Consider the following 18,728-nt stretch of genomic DNA (forward strand, 5'->3'; position numbering starts at 1 on the left):
GAGCTGTCATTCCCGCGGTTCCACCCTACTTGACTGCCGTTCCCGTTACCGGAGAACCGCAATCCACTTTTTAGCCGATTTCATCTCATGCTCCCGGCTGCCTTTCATGAATCCGTTCCACCGGGCTCGCACCGTCCCCGGTTCGCTGCTGGGAATCCGAAATCCACTACTCTTCCGTTCAACGCATGTCAGACAATGAATAGAAACTTTATATATATTACCGGATTCCCAAAGAGAAGTCAACATCGTTACAGTCCGTACTTTTCCATCTGATCCAAAAAGCTTTGCGACTTCAGTTTAAGTCCGAGCTGCATGTCCATAAAAGCGCGCATAACGGCTTTAAGCTCGGCTTTCGTTTCGTCTTTGACGTCGACGTGGCCCAGTCTTCGAAGGTCGAGCCTGGCGAACAGCCGCAGCAGCTTCAAGCTCTTGGGCGACAGGTTCATCGCCGGCGGATCCAGATGCCTGCAGGACCGGCACAATACGCCGCCCAATCTCGGGCTTACGGACGCATGGTCGTCTTCGCTCAAATCCTTGCCGCAAGAAATGCAGGAAAGGAGTTCGGGTCCGTATCCCGCCGCCTGAAGAATTTTCATTTCGTACAGATTGATGATAATTCCGGGATCTTTGCCTTCCTCCAGCGCGTTCAGGCAAGCCTTTAACTGCTGATACCAAAAGCTTCCCGTTTCCTCGTCCTGCAGGACCTTGTCAAGAAGCTCGCAGGCATAGGACGCATACGCCGCCAAAATCAAATCCTGCCTCAGGCCGTGATGCGAGTTCATGATTTCGCCGGAGTTTAGCGTTCCAAGGCCCGTTCCGTTCCTGAAAAAGACGTATTCCGCTTCCGTAAACAGCTGCGTTAAAGCAGCGTGGCGGCTTTTGACCTTTTTGGACCCGCGGACCAGCACGCCTACTTTGCCCGAGTTTTCGGTGCAAATCGTAATGATTTTGTTCCCTTCGCCGTAGTCCATGCTGCGGATGACGATCCCTTCCACCCTGTATAGCATGCCTCTTCCCCCAGCCATTCCCGGAGCAGCCACAAATCATTCGTTTTCTTCATAATTCCCCGTCTCTTCCGCTGCCGCCATCTCCGGCGCCGCAGCCGCTTCCTCTACCGACATGCCCGCGTATTCCTTATAGAGCAGGTAAGCATCCACATCTCCAGTCATCGCAAAATACTTCCACGAAAAGTCTCGCATTCGTATTCATCCTTTCTTTGGAAATGGCGTCTGCATCTTCAAAAATAGGATGCGGCGAACGAACCGGATCTATGTAAAGCAATTCCTGCCAGATGAGTGCGGGCGCCGCCGGTTAGGCGTCGCGGTGGAAGCCGAGGTCACGAAGCACGCGTTCCTGGTTGCGCCAGTCTTTTTTTACTTTGACCCACAATTCCAAAAATATCTTCGAACCCAGCAAATTTTGAATGTCCTGCCGGGCTTGTTTGCCGACTTCCTTGAGCAGGGCGCCTTGCTTCCCGATGATAATGCCTTTCTGGGAATCCCTTTCGACGAAAATGACGGCCGAAATGTATACGACCCCGTTCTCCTGCACGCGCATGTCCTCGATCGTTACCGCAATCGAATGCGGCACTTCCTCGCGGGTCATATGCAGAATTTTTTCGCGGATCAGCTCGGCGCAAACAAATTGCTCCGGATGGTCCGTTACCTGGTCGGCCGGATAATACTGCGGGCCTTCGGGCAAATACTTTTCCACCTGTTCAAGCAGGCGGTTCACGTTGTTGCCGCTCAAAGCCGAAATCGGCACGATTTCCGCAAACTCATGCAGCTTGCTGTATTCGTCGATGATCGGAAGCAGCGCATCCGGCTCGATTTTGTCGATTTTGTTCAGCACGAGAATGACCGGCGTCTTTACGCCCTTCAGCTGTTCGATAATAAACCGGTCCCCGCCGCCCAATCCTTCCGAAACGTCGGCCAGGAATAATACGGCCTCCACTTCCTTCAGCGTATTCAGCGCGGTTTGGTTCATGTAATCGCCAAGCTTCGATTGGCGCTTATGAATGCCGGGCGTATCGAGAAATACGATCTGGGTTTCCTCGGTCGTGTATACCCCGTGGATTTTATTTCGCGTCGTTTGCGGCTTGTCGGACATGATCGCGATTTTTTGTCCGATGACCTGATTCATCAGCGTGGATTTGCCTACGTTCGGCCGGCCGACGATTGCCACAAAGCCGGATTTGAATGCCGGTTTCGCCATATTGACACATGACCTCCTTAAATGATCCTCCCGCATTTCGCGAAAGACCGTCCGGGGCCCTGAATCCGCTAAGGCCGGGACGGACGAACCGAACCCGGCCGCGGAAACGGGCCCCAAAAAAGAATGCTGCTTATATTACTTCTTGGCACGATCCAGATCCGAAGGACCAAAAGCCCCCGGAAGCAGCTCGCTTACCGTCGTTTCCATCATGTCGCCTTTCAGGTTCCCCAAGATGACTTTCATGTCCGGCTTGCACAGTTCGAGCAGGACCTGCCGGCACACGCCGCAAGGGGAAATCGGCCCTTCGGTATCGCCGACGACGGCAATCGCCTGAAAGCTTCCCGCTTTGTGCCCGTCGGCGATCGCACGGAACAATGCCGTACGTTCCGCGCAGTTGGTAGGCCCGAACGCCGCGTTTTCGACGTTGCAGCCATGGTGGACATGTCCTTCCTGATCGAGCAGCGCAGCGCCGACGCCAAAATGGGAATACGGCGTATAGGCGTTCATGCGAGCTTTAATCGCTTCTTGCAATAACAATGCTGATTCCATGGATGATCCTCCTTCGAATTCCGAAAAACTATTGATGGGGTCCGCCCCAGCCTAAAAGGCCAATTACCGGATGATAAAACACGATCACCCCGGTGATGGCGGCAAAAACAGCTGCCAGCAGCACTGCGCCGGCAGCCGTATCTTTGGCCGCTTTGGCCAGCGGATGGAGTTCGGGCGACGCCAAATCCACCACCGACTCCAGCGCCGTGTTGACCAGTTCCAGGGCCATGACGAGCGCAATCGCAAACAAAAGCGCGACCCATCTTTCCCACGATACATGCAGCAGCGCCGCCGCCGCTATGACGGCCACGGCCGCCGCCGCATGGATTTTCATGTTGCGCTGCGTCCGCAGCGCGTAAACAATCCCTTGCGCCGCATATCCGAACGCGGCCCAAAACGTCCTTTTCGGCATTAACGCGTAAGCCCCACTTCGGCCAGGACCGCTTCCTGTTTGCCCATCATTTCGGCTTCGCTTTCTTTGTCCTGATGGTCGTAGCCCAGCAGGTGCAGGAATCCGTGAACGAACAGAAATCCGATTTCACGTTCCAGGGAATGTCCATATTCTTCGCTTTGCGCCTGCGCGCGATTCACGGAAATGATAATATCCCCGAGCATTTCGGGCAGATCCGCAAGCTCTTCTCCCTCTTCCAGCTCGTAAACGATGTCCAGCTCTTCGTCCGTATGTTCGTTCATGGCAAAGGAAAGCACGTCCGTGGGGCGGTCGATGCCGCGGTACTCCTTATTCAGTTCATGAATTTGTTGGTCATCGACGAACGTCAGCGCCACTTCGCCTTCCTGGATGCCTTCGGCCTCGCCCGCTTTTTGCAGCAGCAGCTCGAGCGTCGCGATCAGTTCGTCGCCGATTGCAAGCTCCTGCTGCTCGTTCGTCCATGCTAGCTGCAGTCCCATGTTCTAACCGCTCCTTCTCGTTTCTTCAGTCGTTTTGTTCTTTTTGATTTCTTCCGGATATTCGATCCTGGAATGGAAGATCCCCATGACGCTTTCTTTTAGCGTTTTGGCGATGATGTCCAGTTCCTTCATCGTCAAGTCGCAGTCATTGAATTGGTGATCGTCCAGCCGGCTTTTGATGATTTTTTCGATCATCGATTCCACCTGATCCACGGTCGGGTTCCGCAAGGAACGCACCGCCGCTTCCACGCTGTCGGCAATGCCGATGACGGCCGATTCCTTGGACTGGGCTTTCGGACCGGGATAACGGAAATCCTCCTCGGTAAAATCGGGCTCCTTGCCCTGCTCTTCCGCCAGGCGGAGCGCCTTGTGGTAGAAATACTGGAGGAACGTCGTGCCGTGGTGCTGCTCGGCGATATCCCGGATCGGCTTCGGAATTTTATATTCCTTCAGCATTTCCACCCCGTCCCGCGCATGGGCGATGATGATCGATTTGCTCATTTTCGGGTCCAGGTTATCATGCGGGTTCCCCATATTGTTCTGGTTTTCGATGAAATAACTCGGCCGTTTGGTTTTCCCGATATCGTGGTAATACGAACCCACGCGGCAGAGCAGCCCGTCCGCGCCGATCGCCTCCGCGGCGGCTTCGGACAGATTGCCGACCATCACGCTGTGGTGATAGGTGCCCGGCGTCTCCGTCAGCAGCTTCCGCAGCAGCGGATGGTTGGGGTTGGACAGCTCGACCAGCTTCAGCGCCGACAAAATGCCGAACGTGACTTCGAAAAACGGCATCAGCCCGATCGCCAAAATGGCGGTGAGCAGGCCGCCGGCAAAAGCGAAACCGATCGCGTAAAGCGTCTGGATCTGATTCCATTGGCCGCCGCTCCCGATCACCGTCATGATGAATACCGACAGCGAACCGAACAGGCAGACCATAATGCCGCCCTTGAGCAGCGTGGACCGCTGGCTCGCGCGGTGGATCGAAAAGATGGCCACCACCGATGCGACCAGCGAAAAAAATCCGAAGGTAAAGTCGAACATCTGTCCCTGATGCACGTTCAAAATGACGCTGGCCAAAATGCAGAACAACATCGAGCAAAAATACGCCAGCGTCATGTCCAGCAGCAGCGTCACGAGCGTAGCCCCGATCGCCACGGGCGCGACGTATCCGATGTAAGGCCTTTCCGTGCTTTGCAGGATGCCGGCCAAATGCATGGAGATGACGGTAATAATAAAGATCAGTACAAGCATCAGAAGCTGCGAGTTGTTGTACTTGAATTTGTTCGGGTCCGTCTGCCGGATAAACAGCAGCAAGCCCCCGGACATCAGCAAAGACAGCATGAGCAGCCCCAGCTGAGGCCAATAATTGACTTCGTTTTTAAGCAAACCGTTGTCATCGAGCAGATTGTACAAATCTTCCGTGATCAGCTGCCCTTTCGCGACCAGCACGTCGCCCTGCTTGATGTACACCGGCTGGGTGTTTTCCCTCGCTTGCACCTTGGCTTCCTTGGTCGCTTCCTCATCGTAGAATTTGTTCGCCGTGATGGCAAGCTTGGACAGCTCCTGCACGACCTCCCGGGCCGTCCGCTGGTTGAGCGTGCTGGCGCTGACGAGCTCCGCCACTTTCGCGCGGGCCGCCTGCGCCTCGACGACCTGGTCGTTGGTCAGGCGGGATACGATCTCCCGGGCGACGGGTTTCATTTCGGCGATGTCCTGGGAAGTGAGCCGCGGAATTTTGATGAACGTCTCTTCCGGAATTTTATAGCTCTGCTGGTTGGTCACCTTCAGCATTTCATCCAGCAGCTTGTCCGAGTAGTTCGCCGACGACCGGTTGGCATTGACGAAATTTTGAATAAAGTCCTTGGCCCGCTGCGGGATTTCAAGCTTATAGATGGCGATTTTATCTTCGCGTGATACCTGGTCATCCTGGTTCAGCCGGTCGATCCGATCCAAAATGGACACGACCAGATTTTCGTTCGGCACCGTCACGATCGTATAAATCGGCTGCACGCGTTCCGCTTCCTGCTCCTGCGCCTTCAGCGTCGCCTTATTGTTCGGGATTTGCATCGGCGCCCGGATTTCTTTCTCGCTGCGCGCCCCTACGTGGATGTTGTACCGTTCCGGGAGCAGATTCGGAGCCAGACTGACATAAAACAGCACAGCCAGACATAAAAAGAGAACATAGCGGGTCCCTGCGCTATGTTTCCAGCCGACATGTTTCATTGAGAAAGATTTGCCTGATGACGTTTCTTTCGAAGTCATAAAGATAATCCCCTCTAATCTTGATTTTCTGCAGCTTTGTCGTAAGCAGTGATTATTTTTTGAACGAGAGAGTGACGGACGACATCCTGCTCGGCGAAATGAACGAAGCCGATCTCCTCGATGCCTTCCAGTATATGTTTCGCCTCGATCAGCCCGGATTTTTTGCCCCGCGGCAAGTCGATTTGCGTCACGTCGCCGGTGATGACCATTTTCGAGCCAAAGCCGAGACGGGTCAAAAACATTTTCATTTGTTCAGGGGTCGTGTTCTGGGCTTCGTCCAAAATGATGAAGGAGTCGTCCAGCGTACGGCCGCGCATATACGCGAGCGGCGCGATTTCGATCAGTCCTCTTTCGAGCGCTTTGGCCGTCTGCTCCGGGCCCATCACGTCGTACAGGGCATCATAAAGCGGACGCAAATACGGGTCAACCTTTTCCTGTAAATCCCCCGGCAGAAACCCGAGGCTTTCTCCCGCCTCGACGGCCGGACGCGTGAGCACGATGCGTTTGACGGCGCCTTCCTTCAAAGCGGCAACGGCCAACACGACCGCCAGATAGGTTTTCCCCGTACCGGCAGGCCCGATTCCGAACACGATGTCCCGCTTGCGGATGGTCGTTACATAGTGCTTCTGGCCGATGGTCTTGACCCGGATCGGCTTGCCGCGAAACGTGGTCGTGATTTCTCCCTTGAACAGATCGAGCAGCTGGTCGGCCCGAAAATCCTTGGCAAGGTCGATGGCATAGGCGACGTCCCGTTCCGAAAGGATATAACCGTTCCGGACGAGCTCAAGCAGAACTTCGAACAGATGCTCGACCACCTGCACGTCCCGCAGTTCCCCGCGGATCGTGATTTCCGCCTCCCGGGAGACGATCTGGGCCGGGATCTGCGCTTCGATCATCTTCAAAAACATATCCTGAGGTCCGAAAATGGACAGGCCTTCGCCTGCACTATGCAATGAAATTTGCGCGCTGTGGTTTTTTTCTGACAAATAGCCTCATTCTCCTTGACTTTGAACTATGGGAAGTTCTTCGGCAATCTTTTCTTCCACCTCAAAAAGCACTTTCATATAAACTTTACCATTCTCTCTCTTCTCATGCAAAATTTTTTGGCTGATGATCTGCGAATCGTTGCCGTATTTCGCCAAAATATCGCGAATTGCCGCTTCAAGCCCCAACTTTTTCGCCTCTTCGGGCTGCAGCGTCTCCTGCGTTTCCGTAACCTCCATGACCTTTTCCGTCATCCAACCGATCGGAAGGGCGATGGAACGCCAAGTGAGCGGATCGCGTTCGGTGAGCGTCTCGGATTTCGCAAACGGCTCTTTCCCGTAACCCCACAGCTGGATGGCGCGGTTTCCGAGGACGAGATAACTTTTGTCTTTCCTTTCTCCCGTATATATTTTCCGTTTCTGGACGAGCGGTACCTCCAGCTGATATTCATGCCAAACGAGGCCTTTCACTTCGCCTTTGGCTACCACGACCTGCGAACGGGCCACCCCGTCGCCCAAAATGCCGGATATCAGCACTTGTCCTTTTTTGACGCGCGTGTTTTTTTGAACGAGCGGACGCCCCTGCTCGGCATAAATGCTCGTGATCACCGCATCCGACTTGCTCACCAAATGGCGCGGGCTGGCAAGCGGCTCCTTCTCCGGCTTTTCGGCTTCCACGACCTGGATGGTGATCGTCGTTCCTTTTCTTTCCATCCCGATCCAGGACGTTTCAGGCAGCTTGAGGCTGAGCGCGCGCGACAGCTTGTCCGGTTCCTTCAAACGGAAAATCCACTGGTAAGGCCGGACGCCTTCCTCTTTCGCCGCCTTCAAAATATCTTCGGTCGGAATTTTTTCGTTGCCTACCACGTTGATGTTCCATACCAGGGAAGAAAGAACGAACAGCAGCAGGAAAAACGCGCCGATGCCGGCCGCGAAAAATTTACGCTTGTACAGCTTGGCCAAACGGAAAGGCAGACCGATCCGGCGGGCGACATGCATCCTGCAGCCTGTCCGCTTTAGCAAGGGGCGAAGAGCATGAAAATCCCTCAGGAGCAGCTTCATGTCTGCCGTTTGGTTGTTGCTGGCGGGCCGGATATCCCACACGGGAATGCCCGCTTCCGCCAAAGCGTTGATCAAGCGATTGATTCCTTCTCCCCTGACCGTGATCTGTACGCATCCGCGCACGCCGGAAAGTGTAGGTATTTTCATGAGCTCTCCCCCATTCCTGTATATTTTATATTGCGGATGATTCCTTCGATCATGACCTCCTGCGGCAATATCGCCCGGATCATGAGTTCGGCGCCTTCGATTTCGAGCACGCCCTGGTTTAAGGAAAGAATCATTTTGTTCTCCGAAAAATGACGCACGCCCTGGTGATTCTCGACGGTCAACTCCTTGTTTCCAACCAGGGTAATCCGCGGCAGGTCAAGCAACACGTCCTGCGGCAAATCCAGCACTTCATTTGTCCATTTCCGCAGCCTGCGGCTGATCCGGGTCATACGAAGGCTTCCCCCTTCCTGTACTTTACAACTTATGCCCGGTCCGGCCGATTTATGAGAGTTTTCAGGCTGTTTCACGGAAACGGACAAGATTCGTACGCATGCACGAAAAAAGCCTTTTCCGCCCCGGATCCGATTGTTGATCGGATGCCGATAAACAGAAAAGGCTTTTTAAATGAAAAGGTTTAGGCTCGATGCCCCTAAGGTTTACTTGGGCCCGCCGTAGGGCCGTTTCGACCGGGGCGGGCCGAGAATTTCGGCCCAGACCACGCCGTTCCGGGCTTCCTTCGCCAGGCGCGAGACGGGCCTCGGCTGTTCCGCCTGCCGGTCTAAAGACGGCGCTGGCTCCGTCTCCGTCCGTTCAATCCGGTCCAGCGAGGCGTTGACCCGATCCAGGTGCATCTGCATGGCCGCATTGGAATCTTCGAGCGTTTCCGGCCGACCGTCCTGCCACATTTCGGACACGCCCTCGCCGGTGTCATAATCCGGGCCGGCCACCGGAGCATCGCCGAACGGCGAAGTCCGGCCGGACGCCTCGGCATGCCTACGTCGCGAAAGGTTCGCGTCGCCTGCGGCAGATCTGCGGGAATCGGCAGCTTCGCCGGCAACGTCAGGGGAGCCCGAAAATCCCCTTGGCTCCTTCCGGGCGTCCCTGCGATCCCTGCCGTTGCCTCCGCCGAACGTCGGCATGCCCCGCGGATTTTGTTTTTGCTTGGATTTGCCGCTTTTGCTTAAAGCGGAGATGACCGCAAATAAGATAATCAGGATCCAATAGAAATTTTCCAAGATCCACATGGATGCATCATTCCCTACTTGTTATTTTGGGAGCCGTTCTGATCTCCCTCGCCCAGCTTGCCGAGCGAGCCTCTCATTTGCGTATCCGCCTCGATATTTTTCAGGTTCATGTAATCCATCACGCCGATTTTGCCCGACCGGAGCGCTTCGGCCATCGCCAGCGGAACTTCGGATTCGGATTCGACGACGCGCGCCCTCATCTCGACGACGCGGGCTTTCATTTCCTGCTCCTGCGCAACGGCCATGGCGCGGCGTTCTTCCGCTTTCGCCTGGGCGATGCGCTTATCGGCTTCAGCCTGCTCGGTCTGCAGATAGGCGCCGATGTTTTTGCCTACGTCCACGTCCGCGATATCGATGGACAAAATCTCGAACGCTGTTCCCGCATCCAGCCCCTTGGCAAGCACGGTGCGGGAGATGCTGTCCGGGTTCTCCAGCACGTCCTTATGCGCGTCGCTGGAACCGACGGTCGTTACGATACCTTCGCCGACGCGGGCAATAATCGTTTCTTCCCCCGCGCCGCCGACGAGGCGGTCGATGTTTGCGCGGACCGTTACCCGCGCTTTAACTTTCACTTCGATGCCGTTTTTCGCCACGGCGGCGACGACCGGCGTTTCGATCACGCGCGGGTTGACGCTCATTTGCACGGCCTGCAGCACGTCGCGGCCCGCCAAATCGATCGCTGCCGCACGGGTGAACTCCAGCGGAATGTTCGCGCGCTGCGCGGCGATCAGGGCGTTGACTACCCGGTCTACGTTACCGCCGGCCAGATAGTGGCTTTCCAATTGATTGATATTCAGCCCAAGCCCCGCTTTCGTTGCTTTGATCAGCGGATTGACGATCCGGCTCGGCGTTACCCGGCGTAGCCTCATGGCTACCAAGGTGATGATGCTGATACGGACGCCCGCGGCCAAGGCCGAAATCCACAGCGTAAGCGGAAAGAAGCTGAAAAATACGCTTAATACGATGATTACCACGACTGCGATCAGCAGAATCGGGATCAAAGAACTTGTCATAACATAGAATCCTCCCATTGTTTTTGCGGTGATCAGGTTTGACACCGCGATTTCCCTGCAATTACCATGTTACACCATTCGTCGCAAACGAAGGGATTTATTTCGGTTTGACGACAATGCGCGCGCCTTCGACATGAATCACGGTCACGGCGGTATCCGTCGGCACGAACTCCCCTTCCGTCACCACGTCCACCCGTTCGCCGTCGATCAGGACCGTTCCCGCCGGACGCAGCGGCGTGACGCTGACGCCTTCCTTGCCGACCAGAAACTCCCGGGCTTCCGTAGGCACGTATCCCTGCTCTTTGGTCAGGGATTCTTTCAGGATAAAGCGGTTCCAGATGCCACGCTCTTTGAAGATGAACGCTACGATCACCACGACGATCAAGGCCGCAATGAACGCGATCCCGAGCGATACCATGGCGTGGCTCGTGTCGTAGGCGGCCCGGACCACGCCGGCGACCAGGCTGATGGCGCCCAGCACGCCCAAAATGCCGAAGCTTGGTACGAACATTTCCAAGATCATCAAGATCAGGCCCACGATAAAGAGCAGCCACGTTTCATTGCCGGCGAAACCCGCGACGTAATTCCCGAAGAAATACAACACGAAAGCCGCGACTCCGATGATGCCCGGGACGCCGAATCCCGGAACGATCAGTTCGATCACGATGCCGGCGATGCCGAGGAACAGCAAAATCGTCATCACGACGGGATGGGTCAAAAACGCCGCGATTTTTTCGGCGCCCGTACGCTCTACCTGGATCAGGTCATCGTTCGCGTAACCCATCCATGAGACGACTTCCTCCGGCGATGAAGCAATTTTGTCGGCGTATCCGACCTTTAGCGCCTGCTCGCTGGATAATGCGATAATCTCGCCTTTTTCTTTCGTTTCCCCGATCTCCGGCATGTCGACCACCATGTTGATGTCCGCCATGCCTGCCGCGATTTTGGCGTTTCTGCCGCTTGATTCGGCGGCTGCCGCCATTTCCGATTTCCAGGCGGCCACCAGTTTCGGGTCCTCCACCCGTTTGCCCGTGCCGTCCACCATCGCGGCGGCGCCGATCATGCTTCCCGGGGACATCGCGATTTTGTCGGCGTTCAAGGCGATGTAACTTCCTGCGGAAGCTGCATTTCCGCGTATGTATGCAACCGTTTCGATTTTGCTTTCGCGGATCATTTTTCCGATGTTTTGCGCTGTCGTAACCAGCCCGCCGGGCGTATTGATATCGAGCACGATCAGCCCCGCGTTCATTTTTTCGGCTTCCTTAAATCCGCGTTTCATGAATTTTTCTAGCCCAGTTTCGATTTTTTGATCCACCGGAATCACGTAAACGGGCGCGACCTTCGCCGTTTCGGCCCCCGCCTGGTTCGGAAACGATGCAGCCATTCCCAAAACCAGCATGATTAAAAGAACCAGCCATCTGTGAAACCTGTTCCCGCATTCGGATCGTTCCAACCAATTCCCCCCCTTTCACCATAATTATAATATACTGTCCAGCATATGGTACTTATTACGCAGCAGAAGGCTTAACGTTTCAGTTTATGAACAAAAATGCCCGCCGAACCATAGATTCATAAAGGCTGTTCGCGGATCCGCGGCGCTTTTTCGACCATCGAACGGTCCATTGCCTCCAAACATGAAAAAACACCCCTTAAAAAAGGGGTGCTTTGCGTTATGTTTTATTGCAGAAATTGCTGAACCACTTGGTTCACAACTTTTCCGTCGGAGCGGCCTTTGACTTTCGGCATTAGCGCGCTCATCACTTTACCCATGTCGGCTTTCGAAGAAGCACCGGTTTCCTGGATGGTCTGCTGTACAATAACTTTTATTTCTTCTTCGGAAAGCTGTGCGGGAAGATACTGACCGATAATCTCAATTTCTGCTTCGACATTTGCTGCAAGATCGTCTCGATCCGCTTTTTTAAATTCTTGGAGGGCATCTTTGCGCTGTTTAATTTCACGACTGAGGATATCAAGCACTTCGTTGTCATCCAAAGTTCTTTTCAAATCTATTTCAAGATTCTTGATCGTTGAACGAACCATTCGAATAGTGGAGAGCTTGAACTTGTCTTTGCTCTTCATCGCTTGTATCATATCTTCGTTCAATCGTTCGCTAAGACTCATGATAGTTCAGTTCCTCCTAAAACTTTCTCTTACGAGCAGCCTCGGACTTTTTCTTGCGCTTTACGCTTGGCTTCTCATAATGCTTGCGTTTCTTCACCTCAGCCAATACACCATCCTTAGCGATGGAACGCTTAAAGCGGCGAAGTGCAGCATCAATAGACTCGTTTTTGCGAACTTTAGTTTCAGACACCAGTTTTCCCTCCCTCCGACCAGACCGTCCAAGAGCAATAACACGGTTCATCAAATTTAATTATAGGTGAAATAGAAATAGGGTGTCAACCTTGACGCCCATTTTTTCAGAAAAACCCTTTCACGCCGCTTTCATCCATCCGCAACCGCAGGCAGCCGGGCATTTCCCCCGCAACAAAAAAACGGCCCGGTCCGGCCGAAGCCGAACCTCCATTTGGGGTCAGCCTGCCGGACGGTTCAAGAAACATTCCGTTTAGGCGTGCGAGTCCGAAATCCCTGTCAAAGCGCCCAATTTGGCCCCTCCGAGCAGATGGTAATGGATGTGGTACACCGCTTGTCCGCTGTCCGGCCCGCAGTTGTTGATGAGACGGTAGCCGGTGTCCGCCACGCCGAGCTCCTTGGCGATCTGCTGCGCCGCCTTGTGCATTTCGGCGACCAGCGGAAGGTCTTCCTCCGCCACGTCGTTCATCGTCGCGATATGTTTTTTCGGAATGATGAGCACATGCACGGGCGCCGCGGGTTGAATGTCCTTGAACGCCAAAATTTTTTCGTTTTCAAAAACCTTTTGGGAAGGAATGCTGCCTTCGACGATTTTGCAAAAGAGACAGTCCATCGTTTTTCGCCTCCGATATGTATTGTTTGATTTACTCCTATCATACCGGATTTTGGGGGAACCCGTCCATCGCAGGCAAAAAATGCCGCCTTCGGCCCGGCAGGTTCCGCGCGATTCCCTGCTGCCGATGCCTGCCAAAAAAGCCCTCCATGATGGAGGGCTTTCCGCGTTCCTTTTGACTGCAGCATTTCGGATCGTCGTCCGACATGAAGCATCCGTCCAAGCACCTGCTTTAAAACCCGGCCCCTTGAAGCAAGGCATTTTGACTTGAGCTATCCGGATGTATTCTTGGGGCTTAGCCCCCCTGTCTATTCTCAAAAAAACGGCAGCAGGGAAAGCGCGGTCAGGCCGAATAGCGGCAATGCCAGGCGCCGAAAACGGCGTCCGAACGGATAACCATAGAAAGGATATCCGAAGCCATAGCCATAGGGAAAATACGGGAAGAACGCCCGGGCTTCCTGTTCGGGAACACGGTAACAGGGATCCCAGCAGTCCGCGTAAGGACTCGCATATCCATGATGGTAAGGCATGTTTTCATGGCCGATCGGAACCGCAAGGTACACCTTTTCTTCGTCCACATGCTCGATAAAACCGTCGTGGACGCTTCCGTCCGACATCGTGGCTCTGACATACCGGTACATATGTTTTTTGCATACTTCTTTGGCCTCAAGTTTCTCCACTTTCATGATCCTCCCCAGTCAGCGATTTACAGGATCATCATATTCACGACTGGGCGAACGGCTACTGCCTATGAATAGCGGACAACCAAAAAAATAAAAAAAAGAAACCCCGCACCGAAAACATGCGGAATCTCGTCCGTGTGCCGGAGCAAACGATTCGCGCGAATCCGGAAAGGGGCTTCCAGGAAAAAGAGAAGGTCGGCTTGTCCATAACCGATATTAGCAGCCATTCGCAGGAGCCGCTGTGAAATGGATCACTACAGCTGCTCCAGGGCAATTCTGGAGCCTCCGCCGGCCTGGTCGGCCGGGATGACCACAAGCTTGCGCGGAAGGCGGGCCCGCAGCTCCGGAACGTGGCTGATGACGCCCACGGAAAGATGGTCGTTATGCAGCCGCTCCAGCGACGTAATGACCGTCTCGAGCAGATCCGGGTCCAACGTGCCGAAACCTTCGTCCAGGAAAAAGAATTGAAGCGGATATTGGCCGCGAAGCTGGATTTGGGCCGACAAGGCCAGAGCCAGCGACAACGACGTCAGGAAGGTCTCGCCTCCCGATAACGTGGATACCGGCCTGCGGACGCCTCCGTTCGCGTCGTCCCGGATCAGGAAACCTCCGCCGGAATCGACTTCAAGCGCGTACCGCTGCTTGGTCAAAAACGCCAAGCGCTGGGATGCGGACTGGCTGACCTGCATCAGCTGCTCCTCGGCGATATATTCGACAAAAGCGTTGCCGCGCAGGCAGGATTGCAGTTTGCCAAGCTTTTCGGCCTCATGTTGGCGCTGCATGCGCAGCTTTTCGAGCTCCGTCCAACGGAGGTGACGCTTTTTGACGTCCTCCAGATCGCGCTCGGCCCGCGCCTTCATCCGAAGGGCCTCTTCGTCGGCCTCCCGGGCTGCCGCGAGCTCGCCGCTCACCTGCAGCCACTCTTCTTCCGTCAAGGAGCTGCCCGCCAGCTGCTCTTCGATATGGCGGATCGCCGCCAGCAAATCGCGTTCTCCGTCCCGATGCTGCTTTACCTTCGCGGCAAGCTCATCGGCCTCCGAAGGAGAGAGGTAAGACTCTTCCACTTCGGCCGCCGTGGCGAACGGGGAATCCTGCAGCAGCGCTTCCCAGCGCCGCCCGGCAGCTTCATGATGCGCCGCGGCCGATTCCGCGGCCTGCTTCGCCATGGCAAAAGCCTTTGCGCTTTCGTGTTTCGCCTGCTCTGCCGATTGTCTCAGCCGCTTTGCCTCGGCAGCCGTTTCCCGCAAAGCTTTCAGTTCGCCCAGGCAGGCCTCCAAAAGGGCTTCGGCCCGGCGGTCTCCGATCCAGGCTTGAAGGCGCTCCTCTTTTTCCGCGAGCAGCTCCTCCTTGCCCCGGAGCTCGGCATCGAGCTGAATATGCCGCTTCTCGGCCTCAAGCAAATTCCGTTCGAGCGACTGGACCGCCTGCTTTTTCTCGTCGAGGAACGGCACGCTGCGGCGCAGGCGCTCTTTCACGTCCTCCGCCTCGCGGTCTTTCTGCTGCAGAAGCGACCAACGGCTTTCGACCTCGCCGATCGGCAGCTCCGGCAGCTCCTCCGACCATCTTGCGTTCAGCTCGCCGATCTCGTCCGACAGCTGGTTCACGTTGTCTTCCAGCCGCTTCAGCAAGGCGGCGTCCGCTTCGGCCGCGGCTTCTTGCTTCAGCGTTTGCTGGCGCAGCGTTTCGCGTTTTTCGCTAAGCTCGGACGTCTCTTGTTTTACGCGGAGCAGCGCCGCGGCAAGCGATTCCCGCGCACGTTCCAGTTCGTCTGCGCGCTCGGGCCAAGCGGTAACGGCGGCGAAATCATCTCCGGCTTGAGCCGTCTCCTCTTCCTTGGCAGCCGCGGCCTGAGCCGTAACGGAGCCCTCAAGAGTATTGGCGGAAGCGCCCGGAAGGCCTGAAACTTCGTGGATCAGCTGCCGCAGGGCATACCTTACCTCCTGCAGCCGGCTTTTTGCTTCTTGAAGCAGCCGGAGCGAATGCTCTTCTTGTGCAGCATCGGCGTCCTCCGCCAAAACGGGCGCCGGATGCTCCAAGGAACCGCATACCGGGCAGGGCCGTCCATCATGCAATTCCGCCGCGAGCGCGGCCGACAGGCTTCGGAGCTGGCGATGCTTCAGCTCCTCCCGGAGCCGAAGCTCGGCATGTTCCGCATCGCGCAGCGATTGCTCCGTCTGCCGGCTCGCTTGCTCCGCCTGCGACAGCAGCGAGGACATGCCGGCAGACAACTGCCGTTCGCGCTCCTGCAGCATAACGAGCTCGCGTTCCGCCTGACGCCGCTGCTCGTTTGCCGATGCCGCCTTAGTTTGCTGATCCCCGCATTCACGGCGGGCTTTCATCAACCGGTCTTCGGCGGAACGGAGCAATTGCCGGAGCTCCAGCGCCTTATGCAGCAAGGAGCGTTCTTGGGCGGTCACTTCCAATTCGACCAGCTTTTCCTGGAGATCCGCCTGCTTCTGTTCGCCCCGTTTGAGCAGCTCCTGCTCCTTGGCTAGCAGCTGGCGGAGCTCCAGCATTCCGTCCTGCGCTTCCTTCCGCTGGCGATGGAGCCGCTCGTACAGCGACTTGATTTCGTCCCTTTCCTTCTGAAGCAGAACCGCCTGCTCCAGTTGTTCCTTCCGCTGCAGCAGCTTCGGTTCCCCGGCTGCCAGCGCTTGCTGGGCCGCATCGTCGGATGCGCCGGCCTGTTCCGCTTCCCGCTGCGCTTCGGCGGCCGCCCTTTCCAGCTCCGCCGCAAGCGCCTCTTTTTGCTTCCAATCCTGCAGGCTTTCCCTCCATAAAGCAAGCGACGGCATCATGGACGTCGACGCGGCCGATTTCGCCAGCTTTTGTTCGAGCCGCTGCATTTCCGGTTCCAGAGCCTGCAATTGCTCCAACTTGGCCTGCTTCCGTTCTTTTTCGAGCTGACGCTCGCGGATTTTCCCTTTTTTTTCGGCTTCCGCGTTCAGCTCCTGAAGTTTATTCCGGGTCGCTCCCGCATGCCTTACGGCCTCGCCCAAACGGTCTTCCGCCGCTTGAAGGGCTTCTTCCCCCGCTTCGCCAAGCCCCTGCTGCTCCGCTTCCACGGCTTTCAGCGCGCCGTCGTTTTCCTTGATCCGGCGGCTCAGCTTCATGCCCAGCTGGTCTCCGTACTGCTCCAGATGAAAAAGCCGCTGCAGCATTTGCCGGCGTTCGCTGCCTTTCAAGGAAAGAAACTCCGCGAATTTGCCCTGCGGCAGCACGACGGCCCGCGTGAAATCGTCCATTTTCAGTCCGATTCTCTCTTCCACGCAGCGCGTGACTTCGGCTAATTTGTCGGCAATGACATGCTCGCCTTCCTCCGTGACCTCGATAAACCTGCTGAGCGTGTTGCTGACGGAAAGGTCGCCCGTCCTTTTGAACCTGCGTTCGACCCGGAAGCGCCGCTTGCCTTCGGCGGAAGCAAGTTCGAAACAAAAGGAGACGAACAGGGAATCCTCCGAATGGTTCATGATCCCCTGCGTCCCGTTCGCCGCCCGTTCGACTTTGCCGTACAGGGCTAGGGTCATCGCGTCAAGCAGCGTGGATTTGCCGCTTCCCGTCGGCCCGAAGATGCCGAACAGCCCCATGTCGCATAAATCCTCGAAATCGATCTGCTGCATCTCCCTGTAACTCTGCAGCCCGGACAGCTTCAATTGAATCGGCTTCATTCGGCCTCACCTTCCTTCGCGTTCCCGTCCTCTGCCACGAGCTCGAGAAACAGCTGCACCAATTCGTCCTCCGGCTCGGCCCCGCCGGTCTGCCGCTGGTAAAACCTGCGGAACAGCTCGGACACCGGGAGCCCGGAACGTTCCTGCCGAAGCTCTTCCCGCTCCATTTCCGGATAAATCGGACGGATATGTACGAAGCCGTCCCGGCTTCGGCGCAGGCGCTGGATCTCTCCAAGCGACAACGACTCGTTAAGGGATATTTCAAGATCGATAAAAGCGTCGGCATCCCTGCCTTCATCCAGCCACCGGTGCACTTCTTCGAGCCCACCCTTGGCTTTCCAGCGCACAAGCGGGCGGCCGCAGGACAAATGCACCTCCTCCAGCGCAGGCGCGCCTCCGGGCGCAACATCGATCATCATGACCGACTTGGCCTGGCCCGCTTCCGAAAAGCTGTAAGCAAGCGGAGAACCGCTGTACCGGATGATGCCCTCCCCTTTCACCGCCTGCGGGCGGTGAAGATGCCCGAGCGCCGTGTACTGGGCCCCGATCGACAAAGCCGACGGGTCGACCGTATACGCGCCGCCTACCTGGATCGGGCGTTCGGAATCGCATTCCAAGCCGCCCAGCACGTAGATGTGGCTCATGGCCAGATTGACGGTTTCGGGCGTAAACTGCCCGGCAAGCTTCTTCATGAGCGTGCCTACGCGGGCGCTGTACGCCTTGCGCAGCTCTTCTTCCCCGCCTTCCGCCGAAAGCAGTTCGTTCAGCCTGGCTTCGGAAGGATAAGGCAGCGCGGCGATTTTGGCGAGTTCCCCCGTCCGGGAAACGCCCACCGTCACCGCCTCGGCCACGGGCAGCCCGATCAGCGTAATCCCCTGGCGCGCCACCAAAGGCGAAACCGAAGAAACGCGTTCAGGCTGGTCGTGATTCCCGGAGATGACGACCAAAGGCCGCCCGTTTGCCGTCAGCTTCGCGCAAGCCTCGTAAAAAAGCTGCTCCGCGGCCGCGGGCGGATTGACGGAATCGTAGACGTCTCCCGCCATCAAGATCAAATCCGCCTGCTGCCAATCGGCGATGCGGACAAGCTCGTCCACGAAATTCTCCTGCTCCTTCAGCCTGCTGCGGCCTTCGAGCGTTTTTCCGAAATGCCAGTCCCCGGTATGCAGTATCCGCATGCGGCGTTCTCCCCTTTCCCATGTGCAAAACTTGATATCTATCAAATTGGGCATG

19 protein-coding genes are annotated in these 18,728 nt (G+C 56.2%); all 19 read right to left on the reverse strand.

Annotation, left to right across the window (positions count from 1 at the left end):
* Nucleotides 1–248 precede the first annotated feature (248 nt).
* Nucleotides 249–1,007, reverse strand: coding sequence for a DNA repair protein RecO (gene recO / locus AC27KL_RS17240; RefSeq protein ID WP_487170456.1), 759 nt, complete (start codon nucleotides 1,005–1,007; stop codon nucleotides 249–251).
* A 36-nt stretch (nucleotides 1,008–1,043) separates the two neighbouring features.
* Nucleotides 1,044–1,199, reverse strand: a complete 156-nt coding sequence (locus tag AC27KL_RS17245; protein ID WP_212947207.1) for a YqzL family protein — start codon at nucleotides 1,197–1,199, stop codon at nucleotides 1,044–1,046.
* A gap of 112 nt (nucleotides 1,200–1,311) precedes the next feature.
* The gene (gene era, locus AC27KL_RS17250) at nucleotides 1,312–2,214 is read right to left on the reverse strand and encodes a GTPase Era (protein WP_339324075.1); all 903 of its coding nucleotides are present in this window, start codon (nucleotides 2,212–2,214) and stop codon (nucleotides 1,312–1,314) included.
* Nucleotides 2,215–2,349: 135 nt separating this feature from the next.
* On the reverse strand, nucleotides 2,350–2,763 hold the full coding sequence (locus tag AC27KL_RS17255) for a cytidine deaminase (RefSeq protein ID WP_036712313.1): 414 nt from the start codon (nucleotides 2,761–2,763) through the stop codon (nucleotides 2,350–2,352).
* Between the two features lie 28 nt (nucleotides 2,764–2,791).
* Nucleotides 2,792–3,175: a diacylglycerol kinase gene (locus AC27KL_RS17260; protein WP_487170457.1), complete on the reverse strand. Its 384-nt coding sequence runs from the start codon at nucleotides 3,173–3,175 to the stop codon at nucleotides 2,792–2,794.
* Nucleotides 3,175–3,672: an rRNA maturation RNase YbeY gene (gene ybeY / locus AC27KL_RS17265; RefSeq protein WP_487170458.1), complete on the reverse strand. Its 498-nt coding sequence runs from the start codon at nucleotides 3,670–3,672 to the stop codon at nucleotides 3,175–3,177. Before ybeY ends, AC27KL_RS17260 begins: the two co-directional genes overlap by 1 nt.
* Nucleotides 3,673–3,675: 3 nt before the next feature.
* Nucleotides 3,676–5,934, reverse strand: coding sequence for an HD family phosphohydrolase (locus tag AC27KL_RS17270; protein ID WP_339324073.1), 2,259 nt, complete (start codon nucleotides 5,932–5,934; stop codon nucleotides 3,676–3,678).
* Between the two features lie 14 nt (nucleotides 5,935–5,948).
* Nucleotides 5,949–6,920: a PhoH family protein gene (locus AC27KL_RS17275; protein ID WP_339324072.1), complete on the reverse strand. Its 972-nt coding sequence runs from the start codon at nucleotides 6,918–6,920 to the stop codon at nucleotides 5,949–5,951.
* 6 nt (nucleotides 6,921–6,926) lie between these two features.
* Nucleotides 6,927–8,126: a sporulation protein YqfD gene (yqfD, locus tag AC27KL_RS17280; protein WP_487170459.1), complete on the reverse strand. Its 1,200-nt coding sequence runs from the start codon at nucleotides 8,124–8,126 to the stop codon at nucleotides 6,927–6,929.
* The gene (gene yqfC / locus AC27KL_RS17285) at nucleotides 8,123–8,416 is read right to left on the reverse strand and encodes a sporulation protein YqfC (protein ID WP_212947212.1); all 294 of its coding nucleotides are present in this window, start codon (nucleotides 8,414–8,416) and stop codon (nucleotides 8,123–8,125) included. Before yqfC ends, yqfD begins: the two co-directional genes overlap by 4 nt.
* Nucleotides 8,417–8,623: 207 nt before the next feature.
* Entirely contained in the window at nucleotides 8,624–9,211 is a 588-nt protein-coding gene (locus AC27KL_RS17290) for a hypothetical protein (protein ID WP_487170460.1), read from the reverse strand.
* A gap of 14 nt (nucleotides 9,212–9,225) precedes the next feature.
* Nucleotides 9,226–10,224, reverse strand: coding sequence for a flotillin-like protein FloA (gene floA / locus AC27KL_RS17295; protein ID WP_487170461.1), 999 nt, complete (start codon nucleotides 10,222–10,224; stop codon nucleotides 9,226–9,228).
* 97 nt (nucleotides 10,225–10,321) lie between these two features.
* Nucleotides 10,322–11,608: an NfeD family protein gene (locus AC27KL_RS17300; RefSeq protein WP_487170521.1), complete on the reverse strand. Its 1,287-nt coding sequence runs from the start codon at nucleotides 11,606–11,608 to the stop codon at nucleotides 10,322–10,324.
* Between the two features lie 293 nt (nucleotides 11,609–11,901).
* Nucleotides 11,902–12,345, reverse strand: coding sequence for a GatB/YqeY domain-containing protein (locus AC27KL_RS17305; RefSeq protein ID WP_036712327.1), 444 nt, complete (start codon nucleotides 12,343–12,345; stop codon nucleotides 11,902–11,904).
* Between the two features lie 16 nt (nucleotides 12,346–12,361).
* A complete protein-coding gene (gene rpsU, locus AC27KL_RS17310) occupies nucleotides 12,362–12,535 on the reverse strand; it encodes a 30S ribosomal protein S21 (protein WP_036712328.1) in 174 nt (57 codons plus the stop codon).
* A gap of 252 nt (nucleotides 12,536–12,787) precedes the next feature.
* Nucleotides 12,788–13,147, reverse strand: a complete 360-nt coding sequence (locus AC27KL_RS17315; protein WP_487170462.1) for a histidine triad nucleotide-binding protein — start codon at nucleotides 13,145–13,147, stop codon at nucleotides 12,788–12,790.
* Nucleotides 13,148–13,461: 314 nt separating this feature from the next.
* Entirely contained in the window at nucleotides 13,462–13,827 is a 366-nt protein-coding gene (locus AC27KL_RS17320) for a hypothetical protein (RefSeq protein WP_487170463.1), read from the reverse strand.
* A gap of 257 nt (nucleotides 13,828–14,084) precedes the next feature.
* A complete protein-coding gene (locus AC27KL_RS17325) occupies nucleotides 14,085–17,498 on the reverse strand; it encodes an AAA family ATPase (RefSeq protein WP_487170464.1) in 3,414 nt (1,137 codons plus the stop codon).
* The gene (locus AC27KL_RS17330) at nucleotides 17,495–18,673 is read right to left on the reverse strand and encodes an exonuclease SbcCD subunit D (protein ID WP_487170465.1); all 1,179 of its coding nucleotides are present in this window, start codon (nucleotides 18,671–18,673) and stop codon (nucleotides 17,495–17,497) included. Before AC27KL_RS17330 ends, AC27KL_RS17325 begins: the two co-directional genes overlap by 4 nt.
* Between the last annotated feature and the right edge of the window lie 55 nt (nucleotides 18,674–18,728).

This window comes from Paenibacillus sp. YAE3 (assembly GCF_057546105.1).